The organism is Actinomadura darangshiensis, from assembly GCF_004349235.1.
In the GTDB taxonomy this organism is placed as follows: Bacteria; Actinomycetota; Actinomycetes; order Streptosporangiales; family Streptosporangiaceae; genus Spirillospora; species Spirillospora darangshiensis.
Genome location: NZ_SMKY01000157.1, coordinates 1 through 20796, shown reverse-complemented (window position 1 = coordinate 20796; position 20796 = coordinate 1). Strand labels below are relative to the sequence as shown.

24 protein-coding genes and 1 tRNA gene are annotated in these 20796 nt (G+C 69.7%); 13 read left to right on the top strand and 12 right to left on the bottom strand.

Annotated elements, in window-relative coordinates:
- Positions 1-266: 266 nt before the first annotated feature.
- From E1293_RS28595 to E1293_RS28580, 4 genes are read left to right on the top strand one after another with little or no spacing between them, the layout of a single operon-like run.
- Positions 267-638: an NADH-quinone oxidoreductase subunit A gene (locus E1293_RS28595; RefSeq protein ID WP_132200585.1), complete on the top strand. Its 372-nt coding sequence runs from the start codon at positions 267-269 to the stop codon at positions 636-638.
- A gap of 27 nt (positions 639-665) precedes the next feature.
- Positions 666-1646 carry an NADH-quinone oxidoreductase subunit B gene (locus E1293_RS50980; RefSeq protein ID WP_132200584.1) on the top strand — a complete coding sequence of 327 codons (981 nt, stop codon included), beginning with the start codon at positions 666-668 and terminating at the stop codon, positions 1644-1646.
- A complete protein-coding gene (locus E1293_RS28585; protein ID WP_132200583.1) occupies positions 1643-2194 on the top strand; it encodes an NADH-quinone oxidoreductase subunit C in 552 nt (183 codons plus the stop codon). Before E1293_RS50980 ends, E1293_RS28585 begins: the two co-directional genes overlap by 4 nt.
- Positions 2187-3140, top strand: a complete 954-nt coding sequence (locus E1293_RS28580; RefSeq protein ID WP_132200582.1) for a complex I subunit 1/NuoH family protein — start codon at positions 2187-2189, stop codon at positions 3138-3140. The genes E1293_RS28585 and E1293_RS28580 overlap by 8 nt, the downstream gene beginning before the upstream one ends.
- On the opposite strand, the gene E1293_RS28575 is transcribed toward E1293_RS28580, so the two are convergent.
- Positions 3133-3957: a ComEA family DNA-binding protein gene (locus E1293_RS28575; RefSeq protein WP_132200581.1), complete on the bottom strand. Its 825-nt coding sequence runs from the start codon at positions 3955-3957 to the stop codon at positions 3133-3135. The genes E1293_RS28580 and E1293_RS28575 overlap by 8 nt on opposite strands.
- A 111-nt stretch (positions 3958-4068) precedes the next feature.
- On the opposite strand from E1293_RS28575, the gene E1293_RS28570 reads away from it, so the two are divergent.
- The 7 genes from E1293_RS28570 (at position 4069) to htpX (ending at position 11345) form a co-directional block, all read left to right on the top strand.
- A complete protein-coding gene (locus tag E1293_RS28570) occupies positions 4069-4605 on the top strand; it encodes a NuoI/complex I 23 kDa subunit family protein (RefSeq protein WP_132200580.1) in 537 nt (178 codons plus the stop codon).
- Positions 4602-5165, top strand: coding sequence for an NADH-quinone oxidoreductase subunit J family protein (locus tag E1293_RS28565; RefSeq protein ID WP_132200579.1), 564 nt, complete (start codon positions 4602-4604; stop codon positions 5163-5165). The genes E1293_RS28570 and E1293_RS28565 overlap by 4 nt, the downstream gene beginning before the upstream one ends.
- The gene (gene nuoK, locus E1293_RS28560) at positions 5165-5527 is read left to right on the top strand and encodes an NADH-quinone oxidoreductase subunit NuoK (RefSeq protein WP_132200578.1); all 363 of its coding nucleotides are present in this window, start codon (positions 5165-5167) and stop codon (positions 5525-5527) included. The genes E1293_RS28565 and nuoK overlap by 1 nt, the downstream gene beginning before the upstream one ends.
- Positions 5524-7452 carry an NADH-quinone oxidoreductase subunit 5 family protein gene (locus E1293_RS28555; RefSeq protein WP_132200577.1) on the top strand — a complete coding sequence of 643 codons (1929 nt, stop codon included), beginning with the start codon at positions 5524-5526 and terminating at the stop codon, positions 7450-7452. Before nuoK ends, E1293_RS28555 begins: the two co-directional genes overlap by 4 nt.
- On the top strand, positions 7449-8951 hold the full coding sequence (locus E1293_RS28550) for a complex I subunit 4 family protein (RefSeq protein WP_341770217.1): 1503 nt from the start codon (positions 7449-7451) through the stop codon (positions 8949-8951). The genes E1293_RS28555 and E1293_RS28550 overlap by 4 nt, the downstream gene beginning before the upstream one ends.
- On the top strand, positions 8951-10423 hold the full coding sequence (locus E1293_RS28545) for an NADH-quinone oxidoreductase subunit N (protein ID WP_132200576.1): 1473 nt from the start codon (positions 8951-8953) through the stop codon (positions 10421-10423). The genes E1293_RS28550 and E1293_RS28545 overlap by 1 nt, the downstream gene beginning before the upstream one ends.
- A gap of 67 nt (positions 10424-10490) precedes the next feature.
- The gene (gene htpX / locus E1293_RS28540) at positions 10491-11345 is read left to right on the top strand and encodes a zinc metalloprotease HtpX (protein ID WP_132200575.1); all 855 of its coding nucleotides are present in this window, start codon (positions 10491-10493) and stop codon (positions 11343-11345) included.
- Between the two features lie 92 nt (positions 11346-11437).
- On the opposite strand, the gene E1293_RS28535 is transcribed toward htpX, so the two are convergent.
- Entirely contained in the window at positions 11438-11926 is a 489-nt protein-coding gene (locus tag E1293_RS28535; protein WP_132200574.1) for a YajQ family cyclic di-GMP-binding protein, read from the bottom strand.
- Positions 11927-12052: 126 nt separating this feature from the next.
- On the opposite strand from E1293_RS28535, the gene E1293_RS28530 reads away from it, so the two are divergent.
- Positions 12053-12134, top strand: a tRNA-Tyr gene (locus tag E1293_RS28530).
- A 211-nt stretch (positions 12135-12345) separates the two neighbouring features.
- On the opposite strand, the gene E1293_RS28525 is transcribed toward E1293_RS28530, so the two are convergent.
- The 10 genes from E1293_RS28525 to E1293_RS28480 all read right to left on the bottom strand — a co-directional run bounded on the left by E1293_RS28525 (position 12346) and on the right by E1293_RS28480 (position 20161).
- Complete coding sequence (locus E1293_RS28525) at positions 12346-13746, bottom strand: tyrosine-type recombinase/integrase (RefSeq protein ID WP_207939142.1); 1401 nt, start codon at positions 13744-13746, stop codon at positions 12346-12348.
- Positions 13743-13877: a hypothetical protein gene (locus E1293_RS28520; protein ID WP_476920327.1), complete on the bottom strand. Its 135-nt coding sequence runs from the start codon at positions 13875-13877 to the stop codon at positions 13743-13745. The genes E1293_RS28525 and E1293_RS28520 overlap by 4 nt, the downstream gene beginning before the upstream one ends.
- 56 nt (positions 13878-13933) lie before the next feature.
- Positions 13934-15559: a replication initiator gene (locus tag E1293_RS28515; RefSeq protein ID WP_132200587.1), complete on the bottom strand. Its 1626-nt coding sequence runs from the start codon at positions 15557-15559 to the stop codon at positions 13934-13936.
- Between the two features lie 98 nt (positions 15560-15657).
- Positions 15658-17124 carry an FtsK/SpoIIIE domain-containing protein gene (locus E1293_RS28510; protein ID WP_243716656.1) on the bottom strand — a complete coding sequence of 489 codons (1467 nt, stop codon included), beginning with the start codon at positions 17122-17124 and terminating at the stop codon, positions 15658-15660.
- 85 nt (positions 17125-17209) lie between these two features.
- Positions 17210-17509, bottom strand: a complete 300-nt coding sequence (locus tag E1293_RS28505; RefSeq protein WP_132200572.1) for a hypothetical protein — start codon at positions 17507-17509, stop codon at positions 17210-17212.
- Positions 17509-17799 (bottom strand): hypothetical protein, encoded by a 291-nt coding sequence (locus E1293_RS28500; protein WP_132200571.1) that lies wholly within the window; start codon positions 17797-17799, stop codon positions 17509-17511. The genes E1293_RS28505 and E1293_RS28500 overlap by 1 nt, the downstream gene beginning before the upstream one ends.
- Positions 17799-18227: a plasmid replication, integration and excision activator gene (locus E1293_RS28495; protein WP_207939141.1), complete on the bottom strand. Its 429-nt coding sequence runs from the start codon at positions 18225-18227 to the stop codon at positions 17799-17801. Before E1293_RS28495 ends, E1293_RS28500 begins: the two co-directional genes overlap by 1 nt.
- 111 nt (positions 18228-18338) lie before the next feature.
- Positions 18339-19070: a GntR family transcriptional regulator gene (locus tag E1293_RS28490; RefSeq protein WP_132200570.1), complete on the bottom strand. Its 732-nt coding sequence runs from the start codon at positions 19068-19070 to the stop codon at positions 18339-18341.
- A 324-nt stretch (positions 19071-19394) separates the two neighbouring features.
- A complete protein-coding gene (locus tag E1293_RS28485; RefSeq protein WP_132200569.1) occupies positions 19395-19661 on the bottom strand; it encodes a hypothetical protein in 267 nt (88 codons plus the stop codon).
- Positions 19662-19867: 206 nt separating this feature from the next.
- The gene (locus E1293_RS28480) at positions 19868-20161 is read right to left on the bottom strand and encodes a hypothetical protein (RefSeq protein WP_132200568.1); all 294 of its coding nucleotides are present in this window, start codon (positions 20159-20161) and stop codon (positions 19868-19870) included.
- Between the two features lie 349 nt (positions 20162-20510).
- On the opposite strand from E1293_RS28480, the gene E1293_RS28475 reads away from it, so the two are divergent.
- The coding region (locus E1293_RS28475) for a hypothetical protein (protein WP_207939140.1) at positions 20511-20796 on the top strand (286 nt) is incomplete at its 3' end.

Sequence of the window (20796 nt, the reverse complement as noted above, 5' to 3'; positions counted from 1 at the left end):
GACCGGTAGGGGCGCCCCGGGACCGGGCCCGCCCGGGCCCGCCGGCGGCGGCGGAGGCGGCCAGGAGGCGCCGCCCGGGGATTCCCAGCCCGGGGGAGGCGGAGGGTTGCTCATCCGGTCACGTCCTTCCAGGTCAAAGTGACCCCATGCAAGCCTAGTGTGCAGCAAAACCATGACATTGTGATCCTCGGGGTGGAGGTACGACGTCACCCACCCCCGATGCTGCTTCGGGAGATACTGGATGAGACGCACGCGAGGAGGAACTGGTGCATAACTATTTCGACACATATGTCGTCGTGGTCGTGCTGCTCCTCGCCGGCGCGGCGCTCGTCGGCGGCGCGCTCACCGCGAACCGGTTGCTTCGACCCCAGCGTCCCACGGCCGAGAAACTGACCACGTACGAATGCGGCGTCGACCCGGTCGGCGAGGGCTGGGCCCACTCCTACGTCCGCTACTACGTCTTCGCCTACCTGTACGTTGTCTTCGCGGTGGACGCGGTGTTCCTCTTCCCCTGGGCGACGGTCTTCGCCGACCCCGGCTACGGGGCGACGACGCTCGGCGAGATGTTCGTCTTCCTCGCGTTCCTGGCCGCTGGCCTCGCGTACGCGGGCAAGAAGGGCGTCCTGTCCTGGGTCTGACGCCCCGGGCGCTGTAACAATGGCGTCGTGGGCACCATCGATCTACCGCCGCCGAGCGTCGGGCCGCTGTCGCGGCTGGCGCCCAAGCCGATCAAGTTCGTGCTCAACTGGGGCCGCCGCTACTCGCTGTGGGTCTTCAACTTCGGGCTGGCCTGCTGCGCCATCGAGTTCATCGCGACGTCGATGAGCAGGCACGACTTCATCCGGCTCGGCGTCATCCCGTTCGCGCCCGGCCCGCGGCAGGCCGACCTGATGGTCGTGTCCGGCACCGTCAGCGACAAGATGGCGCCCGCGGTGCGCCGGCTGTACGAGCAGATGCCCGAGCCGAAGTACGTCATCTCCTTCGGCGCCTGCTCCAACTGCGGCGGCCCGTACTGGGACTCCTACTGCGTGACCAAGGGCGTCGACCAGATCATCCCGGTGGACGTCTACGTGCCCGGCTGCCCGCCGCGGCCGGAGGCTCTGCTGCACGGAATCGTCCACCTGCAGGAGAAGATCGCGGCCGAGTCGCTCGGCGACCGGTACAACGGCGGCGGCGGGCCGGGCGGCGAACCGGTCGCCCCGCCGCCGGCGCCGCGTCCGCTGTCGGCCACGGTGCTGCGCCGCCCGATCCAGCCGCCGCCTCCGCCGCCCCCGCCCGACCTCCACGAGACCTTCCACGAGTGGGACGCCACGGCCGGGAGCCCGGCCGCCGGGGCCTCCGAGGGCGAGGTCTCCGAGGGCGGAGTCCACGAGGGCGAGACCATGCCCGTCCCGCACCTCGGCGAAGCCGAACCGCCGGCGGCACCGCCGGCCCGCCCGGACGACACGACGCAGCCCGTCCACGTGATCAAGGACGAGCCGATCGCACCACCGGACACGACCCGGCCGGTCGAGCCGGAGGACGCGACGCAGCCCGTCCCGGTCGACGAGGAGGAGCTGCGGCGGCACGATCCGTCGATCATCCCGGGGCTGACCGACGACGATCCCGGCGGCGACCACGACGACCGGATCGGACGGGACCGGTGAGCGCCGAGCTGGCGGACGCCTGGACCGCGCGGTTCGGCGACGAGATCAGCACCGAGGAGACGTTCGGCGGCCTCGCCGTCGGGATCGCGCCCGAGCACTGGACGGCCGCGCTGACGTTCGCCCGCGACGACCTGTCCTGCGGCTTCTTCGACTGGCTGACCGGCGTGGACGAGCTGGACGAGGGCTTCGCCGTCGTCGTCCACGTGTACTCGCTGGAGCGCCGCCACCACCTCCTGGTCCGCACCCGCGTGCCGAAGCGGGCGCCGGTCCTCGCGACCGCGACGGGCATCTACCGGGGCGCCGCGTGGCACGAGCGGGAGACGGCGGAGATGTTCGGCATCCTCTTCGAGGGCCACCCGAACCTCGTCCCGCTGCTGCTGCCCGACGGTTTCGAGGGCCATCCGCTGCGCAAGGACTTCGTGCTCGCCGCCCGCGTCGCCAAGCCGTGGCCGGGCGCCAAGGAACCTGGCGAATCGGGCCACGGCGCCCCGAGCCGCCGCCGCGTCCGCCCACCCGGCGTGCCTGAGGACTGGGGGCCGAATGCTTGAGGTCGTCGGCAAGCTGGTTCTGGTCGCCGCCGCGTTCGCGCTGCTCCCGCTGCTGGTGGGGCAGGCCGAGCACAAGGTGATGGCGCACATGCAGGGCCGCCTCGGCCCCATGTACGCGGGCGGCTTCCACGGCTGGGCGCAGCTCGTCGCCGACGGGGTCAAGTTCGCGCAGAAGGAGGACGTGGTCCCGCGCGACGCCGACCGGTGGGTGTTCAAGCTGGCTCCGGGCGTGGCGATCGTCCCGTACCTGCTGGTGCTGCTCGTGATCCCGGTCGGCCCCGGCGGGCAGGTCGCGCTGGACCTCGGCCCGGGGATCTTCTTCGCGCTCGCCGTGATGGGCGTCGGGGTGATCGGCGCGATCATGGCGGGCTGGGCGAGCGCGAACAAGTACTCGCTGCTCGGCGGGATGCGGGTCGCGGCGCAGCTGATGTCCTACGAGCTGCCGATGGTGTTCGCGGCGTCGTCGGTGGCGATGGCGGCGGGGACGCTGTCGCTGCAGGGCGTCGTCGAGGAGTGGCGCTGGTGGTGGCTGCCGTGGCAGGCGATCGGCGCCGTGGTGTTCTTCGTCGCGGGCCTGGCGGAGCTGCGCCGCCCGCCGTTCGACATGCCGGTCGCCGACTCGGAGATCATCTTCGGCCCGTACACCGAGTACGGCGGACTGCGGTTCGCGCTGTTCATCCTGGCCGAGTACGCCGGGATCGTGGTGCTGTGCGCCCTGACGACCGTCCTGTTCCTGGGCGGGTGGAAGGGCCCGTTCCTGAACACCGAGCTGGGCTGGCTCTGGACGCTGATCAAGGTCGGTGTGCTGGCGTTCTGCGTGATCTGGCTGCGGGTCAGCTACCCGCGCATGCGCGAGGACCAGCTGCAGAAGCTCGCCTGGGCGTGGCTCGTCCCGCTGTCCCTGGCGCAGCTCGCGCTGACGGGCGTCCTCAGGGTCGTCACCTGAGGAAGATCGTGTAGTCGGCCATCTGCGGGAGGGCGTCGGGCGGGATGTCGGCGTCCACCGCCATCTCCTCCGCGGACAGGAAGGAGCCCGTCTCCGCGCGGCGGGCGATGATCCGATCGGCCATCTCCGGCGTCATGCCGGGCAGCGCCTCCAGGATCTCGCGCGGCGCGTGGTTGACGTCCACGAGCCCGCCGTCGTCGTAGGTACGGGGCACGTCGGGACGGCCGATGCGCAGCTCGCGGGCCAGCGCCGGGTCGTCGGCGGCGAGCGCGCGGGCCTCGTCCCGCAGCCTCCGGCGGTACTTGGCGACCTCGACCGCGTGCTCGTTGAGCCGGTTGCGGGGGGTGTCGCGCGGGAACACCGACGTCCGGACGGCGAACGCGTGCCCGGTGCCCGCGATCCACAGCAGGATCGCCATCAGCGAGCCGAGGACGGTGAGCACGGGATCGCCCGACTGCAGCAGCGCCATGACGGCGGCCGTCCCGGCCCCGTACCCGGCGGCGGTGGCGCCGAGCCCCCACGATCCGCGCCGGACGGCCGCGTAGAGGAACGAGAACGGCGTCCCGTACCCGAACGTGATGAACGGCACGAACGCCCACAGCACGCCGCGCGCCGGCTCCGCCGGTACCGGGACGATCGGCGGCCCCGGACGCTGCGGGTACACGGGCGGCCCCGGATACGGCGGACGCCAGCCGGGCGGCGCGTACGACCGGTGCGGCGGACGCGGGTGGTCGGACGCGGGCCGGGCGCGGTCGGATGCCGGCCGGGGACGGTGACCGGGCCCAGGTTCGGAGGGGCGGTCCGCGTGATGACTCACATGCCCTCCCTGCCCGCAAGCACGCCTGATACCACACGGCCTACGTCTCGTTGGACGAACGCGGAGCCCGCCGCGTTCCCCCCAAGCCCATCGTGCGCAATCATGGGGCGCGTGGGACGGCTACCAGGAGGCGGGCTGGCCAAAGGGCTGGCGGTCACGTTGCGGACGATGACGCGGCGGTCCATAACGCGTCAATACCCAGAAGTGCAGCCCGATCTGGCGCCGCGGAGCCGCGGCGTCATCGCGCTGTTCGAGGAGAACTGCACGGTCTGCATGCTGTGCGCCCGCGAATGCCCCGACTGGTGCATCTACATCGACTCGCACAAGGAGACCCTCCCGGCCGAGGGCGGCGGACGTCCCCGGACCCGCAACGTCCTCGACCGGTTCGCGATCGACTTCGCGCTGTGCATGTACTGCGGGATCTGCATCGAGGCGTGCCCGTTCGACGCGCTGTTCTGGTCGCCGGAGTTCGAGTACGCCGAGTACGACATCGCCGAGCTGACGCACGAGAAGGACCGGCTGCGCGAGTGGATGTGGACCGTCCCGCCGCCGCAGGCCCACGACCCGGCCGCCGAGCCGCCGAAGGAAGTGGCCGCGGCGGAGAAGGCGGCCGCGCGGGCCGAGCGCCGTCCGGGGGGCGGCGGGTGAGCGGGCAGGAGATCGTGTTCGCGCTGCTGGGCGTGGTCGCGGTCGGGTCCGCGATCCTGGTGGTGACGACGCGGCAGCTCGTCCACGCGGCGCTGTGGCTGGTGGTGTCGTTCGGCGCGCTCGCCGGCGGCTACCTCGTCCTGACCGCCGAGTTCGTCGCCTGGGTGCAGGTCCTCATCTACGTCGGCGCGATCGTCGTGCTGCTGCTGTTCGGGATCATGCTGACGCGGGCGCCGATCGGGGAGTCCGCCGACCTGGACTCCGGGAACCGGTGGGCGGCGCTCGCGGTCGCGGCCGCCACCGCCGCCGTCCTCGTCACGGTCATGGTCATCGGGTTCCGGGACACGAAGATGGCGCTGGACGCGGGCGGCGGGTCCGCCGAGGAGCTGGGCGCCGCCGTGTTCCGGACGTGGGCGCTGCCGTTCGAGGTGCTGTCGGTGCTGCTGCTGGCCTCGCTGGTGGGCGCCATCGTCCTGTCGCGCTCGGACATCCGGACGCGCCCGGACGTCCGGACCCGGCCGGAGACCGGCGCCCGGCCGGACGAGGAGGGCGGCGCCTGATGCACCTCGCCTACCCGACGGTCGTCGCCGCGCTGCTGTTCTCCGTCGGCGTCTACGGGGTGCTGGCGCGCCGCAACGCGATCCTCGTCCTGATGTCGGTCGAGCTGATGCTGAACGCGGTGAACCTCAACCTCGTCACGTTCGACATCTGGTACCGCGACCGCCTGCACGGCGGGCAGGTCCTCACCCTGTTCACCATCGTGATCGCGGCGGCGGAGGTAGGGCTCGGCCTGGCGATCATCCTGCTGGTGTTCCGGAACCGGCAGATGGTGGACATCGATCGGCTGCGCGCCCTGTCCGAGGAGACGGAACCGGAACCCGGGACTCAGCGCGAGCCCGACCGCGAGGAGGCGGCGCCGTGATCTGGCTCGCCTCCCTGGTCGTCCTGCTCCCGTTCCTCGCCGCCTTCGCCGGGATGCTGTTCGGCCCGTCCCTGACCCGTGCGGTGCGCGGCGTGCCGGGCGGCGGCCCGGGTGTGATCGCATGCGCGCCGATCGCGGTGTCGCTCGTCCTGTCGGCGGCCGTCGCGTCCGTCGTGTGGCGCGGCCCGGGCGAGCGGACGGGCCTGCTCGCGGTCGTCGACACCGGGTCGGTGCCGATCCGGGTCGGGCTGCAGGTGGACGGGCTGTCCGCCGTGGTCGGGCTGATGGTCTGCTGCGTGGCGCTGGCCGTCCAGGTGTACTCGGTCGCCTACATGAAGGACGACCGGCGGTACTCGTCCTACGCCGCGTTCATCTCGCTGTTCACGTCGGCCATGCTGCTGGTCGTCTACGCCGGTGACCTGCTCGTCCTGTACGCGGGCTGGGAGGTCATGGGCATCTGCTCGTACTTCCTGATCGGCCACCACTGGGAGGACCGGGCGAACTCGCGGGCGGCGGTCAAGGCGTTCCTCGTCACGCGGCTCGGCGACGTCGGCTTCCTGATCGGCGTGATCGTCCTCGGCGTGGGCGCCGGGACGTTCCGGATCTCCGAGATCCTCGCGCGGGCGGGCGAGCTGCCCGGCTCGACGGTGACGGCGGCCGCGCTGCTGCTGCTCGCCGGGGTCGCGGGCAAGAGCGCCCAGTTCCCGCTGCACACGTGGCTGCCGGACGCGATGGCGGGCCCCACCCCGATCAGCGCCCTCATCCACGCGGCGACGATGGTCGCGGCCGGGATCTACGTCGTCGCGCGGCTGTACGGGGTGTTCCTGCTGGCCCCGTCCGCGCTGGCCGTGCTGGGCATCGCCGCGGTGATCTCCATGGTCGGCGCGGCGTGCGCGGCCCTCGCGCAGGACGACCTGAAACGCGTCCTCGCGTACTCGACGATCAGCCAGCTCGCCGTGATGGCCGCCGGGCTCGCGGTCGGCGCGAAGTCGGCGGCGATCTTCCACCTGCTGACGCACGGCGCGTTCAAGGCGCTGCTGTTCCTGGCCGCCGGCTGCGTGATCGTGACCGCCGGGTCGAACATGCTCGCGCACTACGGCGGGCTCCGGCGCGGCATGCCCGTCACCTTCTGGTCGATGACCGTCGGCTTCGCCGCCCTCGCGGGCGTCCCGCCGTTCAGCGGCTGGTTCAGCAAGGACTCCGTCATAGAGGCCGCCCAGCACGCCGCCACCCACGGTGGTGACGAAAAAACGAGCGGGGGATGGTTCGCCTACGCGCCTCCCAAGGCGGTCGACGGGCCGGTGTGGACCTACCGGCTGGACGAGGGCCTCCCAGGCGGGGTGGCGTGGCTCGTCTATCTGGGACTGCTTCTCACGGTCGTGCTTACGGCGGCCTATGCGACGCGTGCGTGGTTGATGACGTTCTTCGGTGAGCCGCGCGGGTCGTACGAGATCCGGGAGCCGTCGAAGTTCATGTCGTGGACGGTGGCGGCGCTAGCGGTTCCCGCCGCGATCCTCGGTTTCTTCGGGCTCGGGGCGTCGGAACTGCGCCCGCACCTTGGAGCCTCGTTGCTTAGCGTTCTGTTGCTCGCGCTAGGGGCGGGCGTCGCGTTCCTCGTCTGGAACCGTGACCCGGCACTCGATCCCGCGCGCGCGCTCGGGCCGGTGCGTCCCGTCTTCGCTCGGGCCTTCTTCGTGGACGAGTTGTACGCGATGGCGATCGTCCGCCCGGTCGAGGCACTGGCGCGGCACGTCGTCCTGTTCGACCGCAGACGCGTCGACGCCGCCGTCGTCGGGACCGGAGCGGGCGCACGACGCCTCGCCGGCCTGGTCAGGATCATCCAGAACGGAAACCCGCAGACCTACCTCACCGGCCTGCTCGCCGGTGTCGCCGTCATCGTCGCCGCGGTGGTGATCTTCCAGTGATCTTCGTGCTGATGATGGCGATCCCGCTGTGCGGGGCCCTCGCCATGCTCGTCCCGGCGAGCCGGTTCCTGCGCACCGACTTCGCCGTCCGCGCGTTCGGGACGGCCGTGTCCGCCGCCACCCTCCTCGTCGCGATCTCCGCGATGACGGCGTTCGACTTCGGCGACACGTCCCGCATGCAGCTGGAGGTCGACCACGCCTGGGCGCCCGCGATCGGCCTGCGCTTCCACCTCGGCGTGGACGGGATCTCGCTGCCGCTGGTCGTGCTGACCGCCCTGCTGACGTTCCTGTGCTTCCTCTACACGCTGCGGCACCCGCCCGCGGGCGGCATGATCCGGCTGCTGACCGCGCTGCTGTTCGTCCTGGAGATCGGGATGCTCGGCACGTTCGTCGCCCTCGACCTCGTCCTGTTCTTCGTGTTCTTCGAGACCGTCCTGATCCCCATGTACGTGGTGATCATGCTGTGGGGCGGGGCGGGACGCCGGGCCGCCGCCTTCAAGTTCATCCTCTACACGCTCCTCGGCTCCGGCCTCCTGCTCGCCGGGATGCTGCTCGTCGGCGCCGAGGCGGGCACGCTCGACATGACCGACCTCGCCGCCCGGCACGGGTCCGGCCTGTCGCACGGCATCCAGATCACGGCGTTCGCCCTGATGGGCATCGGTTTCGCGGTGAAGGCGCCGATGTGGCCGCTGCACACCTGGCTGCCGGACGCGCACACCGAGGCGCCGACGGTCGGGTCCGTCCTGCTGGCCGGGGTGCTGCTGAAGATGGGCACGTACGGGCTGGTCCGCGTCGCGCTGCCGCTCGCCCCGGACGGCGCGCAATTCTGGGCGCCATGGCTCGGCCTCCTCGCCGTCATCGGGATCATCTACGGCGCGCTCGCCTGCCTCGCCCAGAGCGACCTCAAACGGATGATCGCCTACTCGTCCGTCGGGCACATGGGATTCGTCCTGCTCGGCATCGCGACGCTCACGCCCGTCGGCATCAACGCCGCCCTCTTCGGCAACATCGCGCACGGCCTCATCACCAGCCTGCTGTTCTTCCTCGCCGGTTCCGTCAAGGAACGCTGGGGGACGGGCGACATGAACGCGATCGGCGGCGGCATGCTCAGCACGTCCCCGCGGCTGGCGTCGATCCTGACGTTCGCGTCCGTCGCGTCCCTCGGGCTCCCCGGGCTCGCCGGATTCTGGGGCGAGGTGCTCGCACTGGTCGGCGCGTACCGTCCGCACGCCGACCTGCCGCGTGAGACGTTCGTCACGTTCATGGCGGTCGCCGCGCTGGGCGCCGTGCTGACCGCCGCCTACTTCCTGCGGATGCTCGCCAAGCTCACCCACGGTCCCGTCGACGGGGTCGCGCGGCCGACCGGCGCGGCCGTCTCCATGCAGGAGTACGCCGCCTGGGTGCCGCTGATCGCGCTGACGCTGCTGGTCGGCCTCTGGCCGAAGACCCTGCTGGACGTGACCACGGGTCCGGTCCGCGCACTGCTCGGAGGCGGCTGATGATCCAGGACATCGACTACGCGGCACTCGCACCGCCGCTGATCCTCGCCGTCGCCGCCATCGGGCTGCTGCTCGCGGACGCCTTCGACGCGCCCCGCCGCGTCCTGTCCCTGGTGTCCGGCGGGTCCCTCGCCGTCGCGCTGATCGCCGTGATCGTGCTCGCCGGCGGCGACCGCCGCGCCACACTGTGCCTGCCGGACGGCCTGCGGCACGGCGGCCCCCGGTCCTGCTCCTACGTCGCCGACGACTTCACGCTGCTGTTCCAGGGGATCGTCCTCGGCGCGGCCGTGATCGTCGTCCTGCTGTCGCAGCGGGAGATCACCGACTCCAAGATGCCGGTCGGGGAGTACCACTTCCTGCTGCTCGCCGCCGTGATCGGAGCCCTCGCGCTCGTCGCGGCCCGCGACCTGGTCCTCCTCATCGTCGCGCTGGAGACGCTGTCGCTGCCGGTGTTCGCACTGTCCGCGCTCCGCCGCTACGACGGGACGGCGTCCGAGGCCGCACTGAAACTGTTCCTCGTCTCCGTCGTCTCCACCGCGATCATGCTGTTCGGCATCAGCCTCGTGTACGGCGCGACCGGCGCCATGCACCTGGACCGGATCGCGCCCGCCCTCGCCTCTTTGGACTCCGACCTGGACCCGGTCGCGGCCGTCGGCTCCGTCCTCGTCCTCGCCGGGTTCGCGTTCAAGGTCGCCGCCGTCCCCTTCCACTTCTGGGCGCCGGACGTCTACCAGGGCTCCCCGCTGCCCGTCGCCGCGTTCCTCTCCGTCGTCTCGAAGGCCGCCGGATTCGCCGGGCTCGCGATCGTCCTGGCCCTCGGCCTGCCCGCCTACGGGCACGTGTGGGGGCCCGTCATCGCCGTCCTCGCCGCGCTCACCATGACGCTCGGGAACCTCGCCGCACTCCGCCAGCGCACCGCGATCAGGCTACTGGCCTGGTCGTCGGTCGCCCAGTCCGGCTACATGCTCGCGCCGCTCGCGGTCGGCTCGCACCGGCTCCCCGAGGCCGTCGCCGCCACCACCGCCTACGTCGCCCTCTACGCCGTCATGAACATCGGCGCGTTCGCCGTCGTGATCGGCTTCCACCGCCACGGCCGCTGGGACACCCTCGACGACTACCGCGGCCTCGCCCGCCGCAGCCCCGCCGTCGCCACCGCCCTCGCCTTCTTCCTGATCTGCCTGGCCGGCCTGCCGCCGGGCGTCATGGGACTGTTCGCCAAGGTCGTCGTGTTCCGCGCCACCGTCGCCGGCGGCGTCACCTGGCTCGCCGTCGTGATGGCGATCAACACGGTGATCGGGCTGTACTACTACCTCGCCTGGGCGGTCCGGCTGTTCACCCCGTCCACCGACGAATCCTACGACGCCGCACCCGGGGTCGGCGCACGCGCCGCGATCGCCGCGGCCGCCGCAGGTGCCGTCGTCCTGTCGATCGCACCGCAGATAGTCCTGCAGACAGTGGTGCAAGCCACCTAGACGGGAACGTTCACCCAGGTCAAACCGTTGACGTTCAAGCCGGGGTCGACGGGGAGGCAGACGGAAAGTGCAGTTCAACGGCGTCAAGACGGCGGGACTGATCGCCGCGCTGTCGGCATTGCTGCTCGTCGCCGGCTGGGCGTTCGGCGGCACCGCCGGGCTGACGATCGCGCTGGTCATCGCGCTCGGCACCAACGGCGTCGCCTACGTGTTCAGCGACCGGATCGCGCTGCGCTCCATGCGCGCCCACCCGGTCGGCGAGGTCGAGGCGCCGACGCTGTACCGGCTCGTCCGGGAACTGTCGACCTCCGCCCGCCAGCCCATGCCGCGCCTCTACGTCTCGGAGACCCGGCAGCCCAACGCGTTCGCCACCGGCCGCAACCCGCGCAACGCCGCCGTCTGCTGCACCCGCGGCATCCTCCAGATGCTGGACGAACGCGAACTGCGCGCCGTCCTCGGCCACGAGCTGTCCCACGTCTACAACCGCGACATCCTGATCTCCTCGGTCGCCGCCGCCATCGCCACCGTGATCACCTACCTGTCCCACCTGGCGATCTTCCTGCCGCTCGGCCGCGCCGAGGACGACGACGGCCCCGGCATCCTCGGCGCCCTCATGATGCTCGTCCTCGGCCCGGTCGCCGCCGCCGTCGTCCAGATGGCGATCAGCCGCACCCGCGAGTACTCCGCCGACGCCGCCGGCGCCCGCCTCACCGGCGACCCGCTCGCCCTGGCGTCCGCCCTCCGCAAGATCGACGCCGGCACCCGCGCGATGCCGCTGCCGCAGGACCCCGAACTCGCCACCACCAGCGCCCTGATGATCGCCAACCCCTTCCAGGGCGCCGGCATCGGCAAGCTCTTCTCCACCCACCCCCCGACCGCCGACCGCATAGCCCGCCTGGAACAGATGGCGGGCCACCGCTAGTCCGAACCATTCCGGGCTCCGCCGCGTCATAACACACGAGAGCGCGCCGGCCACTTCTGCGGGGGATGGGGCCGGCGCGCTCCTATGCCGGGCTACCGGTAGTTGACGAACTGCAGCGCCACATCAAGATCCTTGCCCTTGAGCAGGTTGATGACGTCCTGCAGGTCGTCCTTCTTCTTCGAGCTGACCCGCAGCTCGTCCCCCTGGATCTGCACCTTGACGCCCTTGGCCGCCTCGTCCCGGATGATCTTCCCGATCTTCTTGGCGTCCTCCTGGGCGATCCCCTCCTTGAGCGCCACGCCCAGCTTGTGCACCTTCCCGGACAGCTTCGGCTCTCCGGCATCGATCGCCTTCAACGAGATCCCCCGCTTGACGAGCTTGTCCTTGAACACGTCCAGCACGGCGTTCGCCCGCTCCTCGGTGTTCGCCTGGACCTCGACCGACTCCCCGGACCACTTGATCCCCGCGTCCACGTTCCGGAAGTCGAACCGGTTCGCCACCTCCTTGGCGGCCTGGTTCAGCGCGTTGTCGACCTCCTGCCGGTCCAGCTTCGACACCACGTCAAACGACGAATCGGCCATCGCGCACACATCCCCTCAGCAGCAACATCACGGTCCAGAGAGCGTATCGACTCCCCGAGCCCTCGATGTCACACCCACTCCCACCGTCCGCTATCCTTTCGAGTGCCGTCGCGCAAGCGACACCACGGCGGGTTGCCCGAGTGGCCAATGGGAGCGGACTGTAAATCCGTCGGCTTAGCCTACCCAGGTTCGAATCCTGGACCCGCCACACGTGCTGAAACAGCCTCTGACCAGTGCAAACGGTCAGAGGCTGTTCGCTTTCCAAGATCCTCCGCATGCAGCCAGATGCCACCGAACGCACCCGGTTGTCACTGGTCCCGGAATATACGCGGAATGAGTCCGAGTGCGTTCCCGCAGGTCGCGCCGGGAACGGCGAAGGGGCTCCAGTGCAAACCGGAGCCCCTACAGAGTAGATCGGATCAGTCATCGAGAGCATCGTCGATTCGCTGGTTCGCTCGGTCGTGTTGGCCCAGGATGCACTTCGCATAGACCTGCAACAGGACCTTGACGCTGTGGCCCGCACGTTCGGCGACCTCGGTTGCCGGAACACCGGAGTTGAGCCACAGGGACACCCCCGCGTGGCGCAGGTCGTACGGCCGCCGCGCCAGGGGAGAGGCGACCTGTTCAGGTGTGAAGGCCAGAGCCCGAGTCGCCGCCCAGACATCGCCGTAGGCCGTCGATCCGACGATGCCGCCCCGCTCGGTCTGGAAGATCCTCCCGTCCGCAGCCGTCCCGAACTCGGCGATGTGCCCCCGGAGGACCTCCACCAGTACCGGCGGGATCGGGACCGTACGGACCTCGGCCAGCGGACGGAGCTTGAGCCCGCGTTGCTCGTGAGTCGACCCGCTGTCCGTCCACCGCGACCCCGTCTCGGGCAGCGACCGAGTCAGGACGAGCTGTCCCCAGCCAGTTGCCGGAAGATGGCAGTCACCCTTGAGCAGCGCCACCGCCTCAGCCGGACGAAGCGCCGCGTAGTACATGCAGGCGTACAGCGCCCGCAGTCGCCGGCCCCTTCCCCGCTTGCCGATGTAGGTGACCGCCGTTAGACACTCCCGCATCTGGCGAGGCCCGATCACGACGCGCCAGTTGACCTCTTCGGCGAGCTTGGGCGGAGTCCACTTGACCCTGTCGATCGGGTTCCGGTCGAACTCCTCCAGTTCGACCGCGTACTCGAAGGCGTTGTAGAGGACCGCCCGCTTACGGGCCACCGTCGAGGCAGCCGCCGGTTTGCCGTCCAGTCGTCGCGAGAGTGCGTTGAGCGCGGCCCGGACGTTGGCAGGCTTGGCAACCTCCGGCATGTCCAGAGATGCCTTCTCCAGCCAGTAGAGCGCCTCAGCGATCTCGGCGGGTCGAGGCTTCTCCCGATCCTGCGGAGCCAGGTAGTAGGCGCGCAGCGCCCGCCGGAGAACTTCCAAGTCGGGCGACTCCGGCGCGTCCTCTCGTACCAGCGCAGGCGAAACCGTCGCGATCGTCTCGGTAAGCCCGTCACGGCTGTTGGGAGCAGCGCCCTGCCACTTCATGTCGACGTAGGCCCGGCTGAACTCCAGCCACGTACGTGCAGGCTTCTCCGGCGCATCGTCCGGAAGCGTGGACAGCGGCAACCCCGAGTCGAGGTCGAACTCTTCGCCGTTCTTCGCAGCCTGCCGCAGGTCAGACAGGAAGTTCTTCGCTTGCGTCGACCGCTGGAACGTCTGCGACCTCTCCCGCCCGGCGACCGTCCATCGCACCGTGTATGAGATGACCTTGCCTGGCTTGCCCGACCTCGGCCCGGCCTTATTCGGACGGATCTCCCAGAACTTGACCTTGTAGGACGTCCTCACGCCGCCTCCTGGAGGGTCCCGAGCCAGCGCATCAGCTCACTACGCCAGATGCGAAGTTCGTTGTTCGGGAGCCGGAGCGCTTCCGGCGCCTTCCCGATCTCGCGCCAGCGGTAGAACGTCCGCTCAGACACGCCCCCCAGTTCTTCAAGGACTTGGGGGACTGTCAGGAGTTCATCGCGCCGAGTGCTCACGCTGCCTCCGCAGTTGCCGAAAGTTCGGGGGTGGGGTTCTGGGTTGCTTGGTCGAGTTGGGCGCGGCGGGTGACGCGTTCGTTGATCAGGTGCAGGAGGCGCGCTTCTCTGGACTTGACGTCGGGGTCAGCGGGACCGGCGCGTTCCCAGACGTGGACGGCGTTCGGGTCGGCCGGGTTGAGGACCGGGACACCGGCCTCAGCCAGCCGCGCCAGGACCCACGCCTTGCGGTCGGCTTTGTGATCAGCCAGGGTCTTGCCGGACCATTTGCGGGAGACCAGGACGCGGCGGCCGCCGTAGCCGAGGTGTTCGCGGCGATGTGCTTTGCCCTTGCAGAAGCCCGGCGTCATGCCTTCCCGCGGGTTCTTGGGCTGGACGCCGTAGCGCAGCCAGTTCGCGCACGTGGGCGAGCACGGCTCATAGCGGAGGGTCTCGGCCATCCGGTCGACGTGCTCACGCTGCGCGTTAGTCTCCGCTTCGTGGCACTCGGCGACGCCCTTGACCAGGTACTTGGTCAGGTAGCCGATCAGCTTGCGGGACTGCTGGGAATCGGCCATCACGCCCTGTGCGTCGATCTGCCGCCCGAACTTCACCACGTGCAAGGGTTCGGCATCCTCGTCCAGGCCCAGCTTGTCTAGCGCCTCATCCCAGGTCGGGAGGACCTCACCGGTTGCCGGGTCGAGGTAGCCGCCGTTCTCGCCCGCAACCTCGTCCCAGACCGGCAGGTGATCCCCGGAGAAGAGGACACGGTCGGTCGACGGCCACCACACCTGGTGATAGGTGGCCGCTACTACCTGCCGCAGTTCAGCCCGCGAAATCGTCCCGCGTATGGCCATGTGCAGGTGGGGAGCCAACCGGCGTTGGGGTTCGACGGTGGCGAAGTACTGGACGTCGTAGCCGACGAACCGGCGCAGGTTCTGCACGAACCGGTCCACCAGCTTGGAGAAGTGCAACGCGTCCCGCGCGGCCCGCGTGTAGTCGTAGGCGTCCGGGTCGACCGGAGTTCCATCGCCCCGAACCCGCCCGTAGGAGTCCAACGTCAGGGTCAGGAAGATCGAAGGCCGGAACGTCATCCCATCGCGGCCCCGGTACACCTTGCCGACCGTGCGGGAGTCGACCGGACGCCGAGGAAGGTCCGGCGCATCCTGCCGCCGCCGAGTCGACCGGGAGCGCCGGCCCTTGCTCTCCTCACCGGTCTTGAGGGCACCGCGGACCCCGGAGCGTTCTAGTTCGATGTCGAGGTCACGCACCACGGCATCCCAGAACGAGGCGTCTTCCCCGTCCGCCGTCCCCTCCAAGCCCGCACGGTCACGCGCGGCTTGGGCTTGTGCCCGAAGTTCCATCCACGCGCGTTGCTCAGCGTCGGGATCAGCCCGCGTGATGACCGGTTCGGAGGTCAGGTGCCAGCCCTGATTGCATTGGACGGCCCGCAGCTTGCGCTTGCGTTCAGCGCACGAGGGGCACACCGAGGCCAGGGTGTGACCGCACGGGACGTAGACGACTTCGGCCGCGCCCGTGTTCAGGTCGACCCGCCGCATGGGCACAGGGCGGATGCAGACGCCTTGTTCGACGGCGACCGCTTCCAGGACACCGCGCGCCAGCGGGGGCAGCGTCTTGACCACAGCCCCGGAGGAGTCGTCGACCGGCGAGGGGGCGACGTCGGGAGCGTCCAGGGTGGGCTGTGTGACGGTGGGTCGGGTGGCGGTGGGAGCAGCTTTGGTCACGCGGCCCCCTCGATGTCGAGTTCAGGCAGGCCGAGCGCGACCATCGCGCGGATATCGGCGTCGCAGACGTAGGCGGCCCGCACCCGCACCGGATCCGGTGAGGCTTCCAGCCGGACGAACCCGACTCCGGCGCCGATCTGCGGGATGGAGGAGATCTGATCAGCGAACGCGCCGCGGTCGCGGGCACCGTCGCCAAGGACCATGTCGACTTGTTCGTCTTCGTCCAGGCGCAGGGCGATGCGGTCGGGGAACAGGTTGCGCAGGTTGTTGACCTCTTTGCGGGCGTCCTGCTGCGCACCGATCACGCAGTACCCCACCGACCGGCCCTGACTGGTGAGCACGGCCAGTGCCGACTCGGCCCGCTTGCGTAGGTCGCGTTCGGGGCAGTAGGCGGTCAGGAACGCCAGCTCATCCACCACGATGACCCGGAACGGGTGCTCATGCGAGGGCGTGAACGACCGGGTGACACCCGCGAAGAGTTCGGCGCGGGCGTTCATGTCTTCGGCCGCCGCCTCCAGAAGTTCGACCATGCCGCCCTTGGGGTCGGAGGAGTAGCGCCCGTACCGCTCGAACAGCGCCCGCCCAAAGCTCAGCTCCATGCGTTTGGGGTCGATCGCCCACACCTCCACCAGCCCGCCGAGCATCAGCGGCAGCAGGGCGCGAATGGTCGACCAGATGACCGAGCCCTTGCCGGCCCCCGTCGCCCCCGCGATCAACACATGCGTCCCGAGGAGCCGCAGCCGCCAAGGCGAACCGTCCTCTTGCCGTCCGATCTCCACCCCGGACAGGTCGACGTCGGCCGCGTCCGGGACGGGTAGCGCGGGGAGGGGGACGGCGAGGGCATCGCGGCGGACGAACTCCAGCCAGATACGGCCCGGACGGTCCCCGTCCCGGACGCGGACCAGGGTGGCGCCGAACCCGTGCGCGAGGTTGACCGCGACCTGTTCCCAGGCGTCCGGTGCCTGCCCCTTGAGCATCTTCACCAGCACCCGATCCGACGTCGGGCCGCACCGGACCCGCACCAGCGACGGCAGATACTCCCGCCCCTTGTGCACCTTGGTCAGGCCCGCCGTGACCAAGACCGGTTGCCAGTCCCGCCGGTACACGAAGACGAGTCGCCACCGGGCACGCGCCGGACGAGCGACCCAGCGGACGAAGGACCGGCGGTCCACCAGCACCCACACACTCAGGGCCAGGACGACGAGGGCCAGGACCAGGACGGGGACCGGCCACCCGAACTGGACACCGAGCCAGCCCAGGACGGACAGGACGGAGACGGGGACGATGTTGCGGACCAGGAACACGGCCGTGCGGACGAGAGCGCGGACGACGTTGACGAGCAGGACCAGGCCCTCGGGCATGTGCCACACCGGCGGCGCCCACTTGGGCGCGGCGAACGGGTCACGCTGTGCTTCTACGGCGACGTTTTCGCCCGGACCGAGCTTGCGAAACTCCCATGCCATGATGGGCACACCTCTTCTTTGTGTGGTTCAGGGGAGAGAGGAAGGGGCGGCCGGAGATGCGACCTCCAGCCGCCCCGCCTGCATTTCAGGCCGCTGTGTCTGCGGCCCCGGCAGCGTTCTCGTTGTGAAGCCGCTCGACCTCGGCCGCGTAGGTCGCGAACGCGGCGGCGAGCTGGCGCGCGACCTGGACGTCACCGGTAGAGGGCGCGGTCGCGTCCGTCGGGCAGATCGTCACATCGGCACGCGCGTGCATCACTGAGATCTGCGCCCGGTCACGGCCCGGCGTGCAGTAGACCGTCACGTCCTCGTCCGGGTGCATGGCCACATGAACCTTGGCCGTCCCGTCCGACTCGACCGAGACCGTTGTGTAGCTGTAGGCATCCATCAGGCCACCGCCCGCCCCGACGAGGACCGGCGCGAGGCACGGCCGGACGAGGGACGGCGACCGGAGCGGTACAGCCGCTCCACCTCCACCGCGTACGCCGCCGCCTCTTCGGCCAGGCCGCGCGCGAACTCCACGTCCCCGGCGTTGATCCGCTCGGGAAGGGTGAGGGTGACCAGCACCCGCCCCGCCTTCACCGTGAACAGCGGCGTACGCGCCCGGAACGGCTTGAACTCCACACTCGCGGTCGTGTCGATGGGCAGCGACAGCGCCGACATGCGCCCGCCCGCCATCACGCAGCATCCTTCGCCGCGTTGTCCTTGCCCGCCGTCCGGGACGAGCCGTTGCCCTTGAAGTTGGCCGGACGCACCGCCGCCGCCTTGAGCGAGTAGGCCAGACGGCCCGTGCCGCTGTTGACGTACGGGGTCACCGCCAGCCCATCGAACTCCACCGGCACGAACGGGAACCCCGCCGGAGCCTCCGGAACCAGCGGCTGAACCGGCGCCATCAGCTTGACCTTGAACGTCCCCTTGGACTCGGGGTCGGCGTCGAGAACCTCCACCGCCCACACCAGTTCGCCGGTCTCCTTGTCACGGGCCTGCACGAAGTTCTCGCGGGTCGACCGGTCGAAGTCCCGCACCGGCTCGACACCGCCCTTGACGAACGCCCCGAACGGGAACACGTCCCCGAACGCGACCTTGAACGGACCTTGCACCGCCATCTTGATCACATCCCATCCGGTCAACTGTCTGTCAGTTGACCTATCAAGTGTGATCATAAGCGTACCCAGCTTGGTCTATCAAGTAACTAACCGGCGTGTGGCCGGATACGGTCACGCCAGCGGGTAGGCGTCTTCCAGCTCATGCAGGTCAGCAGGCATGACCGTGTCGACCACCAGGAGCGGACGACCAGCAGCGTCCCGAGCGGTCGCGTACACGACGAGGACCGGCGTCCCCTTATGCATGGCCAGCACGCGCGCTTCCTCGCCGGTCGGCATCCTCGCGACGATGTGCTCGATGACGTGATCCAACACCACGCCTTTGCGGGACTCCAGATGCTCCCGCACGCCCTGTTCCAGGGGCGTACCACTGGTCAGGTCCGTCCCCTCAGCCAGGTCGAGGGGAAGCCAGAGGGAGAGAAGTTCAGACGGCGCATCATCAGCCGTCAGCAGTCGCCGGCGAAGGAACGCCTTGCCGGACGAGTCGAGCCCAAGCAACGTGCGCACACGGTTCGAAGCGTCCACGACCCCAGCGGCCAGCACCTCACCAGGGACGGCCGCCTCCGAGCCAGCCAACCGGACCTGACCGGCCCGCGCGTTCTCCAGCGAGGCCAGGGCAGGACGGCCCCGAACGAACCGGCCTTTGCCCTGCCGGGAGTCGATCCACCCTTGATCGCGGAGAACCCGCAGGGCCGCAACCACGGTCGGTCGACTCACCCCGAACTCGTCGATGAGCTGGTGTTCACTAGGCATCGCCGAGCCGGGGGCGTACTGGCCTGCTTCGATGCGCCGTTGAAGCTCCGTGACGAGCTGGGCGTATTTTGGCGGCACAGATTCAAGGCTCATCTCGACCGTCCATCATCCGACAGGTTGTCTTACCAGGATTTGTTACCTGTCAACCTACTGGGACCCTGCTACTAAGTCACGACTACCGGAGACCAGCAGGCCCGACTACTCCGCCGTGAACAGTCGACCCGTACGCCTCAGCCATCCTGTCTGCGAGCTGCATGGGCGTCATCGCTTCACAGAGCACCCACCGCGTAGAGCCCGGCATCATCGCCCACCACCGGAACGTGTGCCGTCCGAACCAGACCGACGCGCCCGGGAACCGGCGTTCCAGCGTGATGATCGCCGCCGTCACATCATCGGCAGCATCACCGCCCCACGACCTCATGGCCGAGGCCCCGGACGGTTGGACGCCGCCGACTCGGCCATGAACGCGATGATCCGCTCGACCGCGCCGTCCAGGTCGTTGACCGGGTGAAGATTGTCGACCCGCCACCACGAGACCTGGCCCTTGCGCCGGTTCACCACGACGTAGCCGACGATGTCCAGCGTCGTCCCACCCGTCCGGGTGATCGTCAGACCGGGAATCGCGTCACGCAACTGGACGCACAGACCATGCGCGACCAGGGCCCGGCACAAGTCACCCAGCACACGAAGCTCAGCATCACGGGAGATAGAAGGACCCATCACCAGTCTCTCGCTTTCGTTGGAAGCAGAGCCGACGGCGCGGGGTCTGGCCCGCCCACCCACACACGCGTGATCAATGGGGGGCCGATCACGCCGCGGGCCATCCTCGTCACGCCGCCGGCTCTGCCGTTCAATGCGCACTGGCCAGCCCATCGGGCCAGCCGAGAGCGCTAGTCGAAGTGGTCGTTAGCCGACCCGTTGAGCTGTCCGCCCTGAGCGGTCACGAAGCGAGCGACCTGGGCGGCCGCGCCTGGCACGTCGTCGACCGGGTGCTTGCTGTCGTCGCGTCTCCAGGTGAACGTCCGCCCCGAGGCCCCGACGAACACCCACACGAACAGGCCCGGATTGGCCGTGCCCACCAGCAGCCCCGGCATTCCCTCATCCAGCCGGACCGCCAGGCCCAGACCGAGGAGCGAGGTTCGCAGGTCAGCCAGAAGCCGCAACTCAACATCCCTGGCGTTCACGACTGCGCACCGTCCCGCCGCTCGGCCGCCTGGCCCGTCCCCAAGCAATCGGGGCAGGTGTCCTGACGGCTGTCAGCCGGAACGCCCGCCACGTGCCCCGGCGCCAACGTCCGTCGCGCCACACGCCGCTTGACCCCGCGTCCCTCGCAAGAGGTGCAATCGCTCGCCATGACCACACCGTGCCAACAAGTCACGTTGCGTCACGACGCCCTGATCATCTCGTCTTGCGCATCAACGTCTTACACCTGTCTCGACTTCGTCTCGTCTTCAAGTCACGGTGCGTCTAGCCTGGTGAACGCCCACCCAGAGAGGACGGCCGGTGTCTCCCCAACCGATCCTGTTGCAAGTCGTGATCCGTCAACGCCGCCTACACCGGTACGGCATGTTCCAGGCCGCCTACAACCAGGCCGCCAAGAAGATCGCGCCCGAACTCACCGGCACCGCACCCAGCCGCGCCCAACTCCACCGCTGGACATCCGGCGGACTCAAACGCCTGCCCTACACCGACCACTGCCGCGTGTTAGAAGCGATGTTCCCCGAGTGGACCGCTGACGAGCTGTTCGCCCCCTGCCCGCCTCACGTCCTGGCGGACGAGCCCGCCGCCTACGCCGCCCCCAGCGACGAGCGCGCAGACC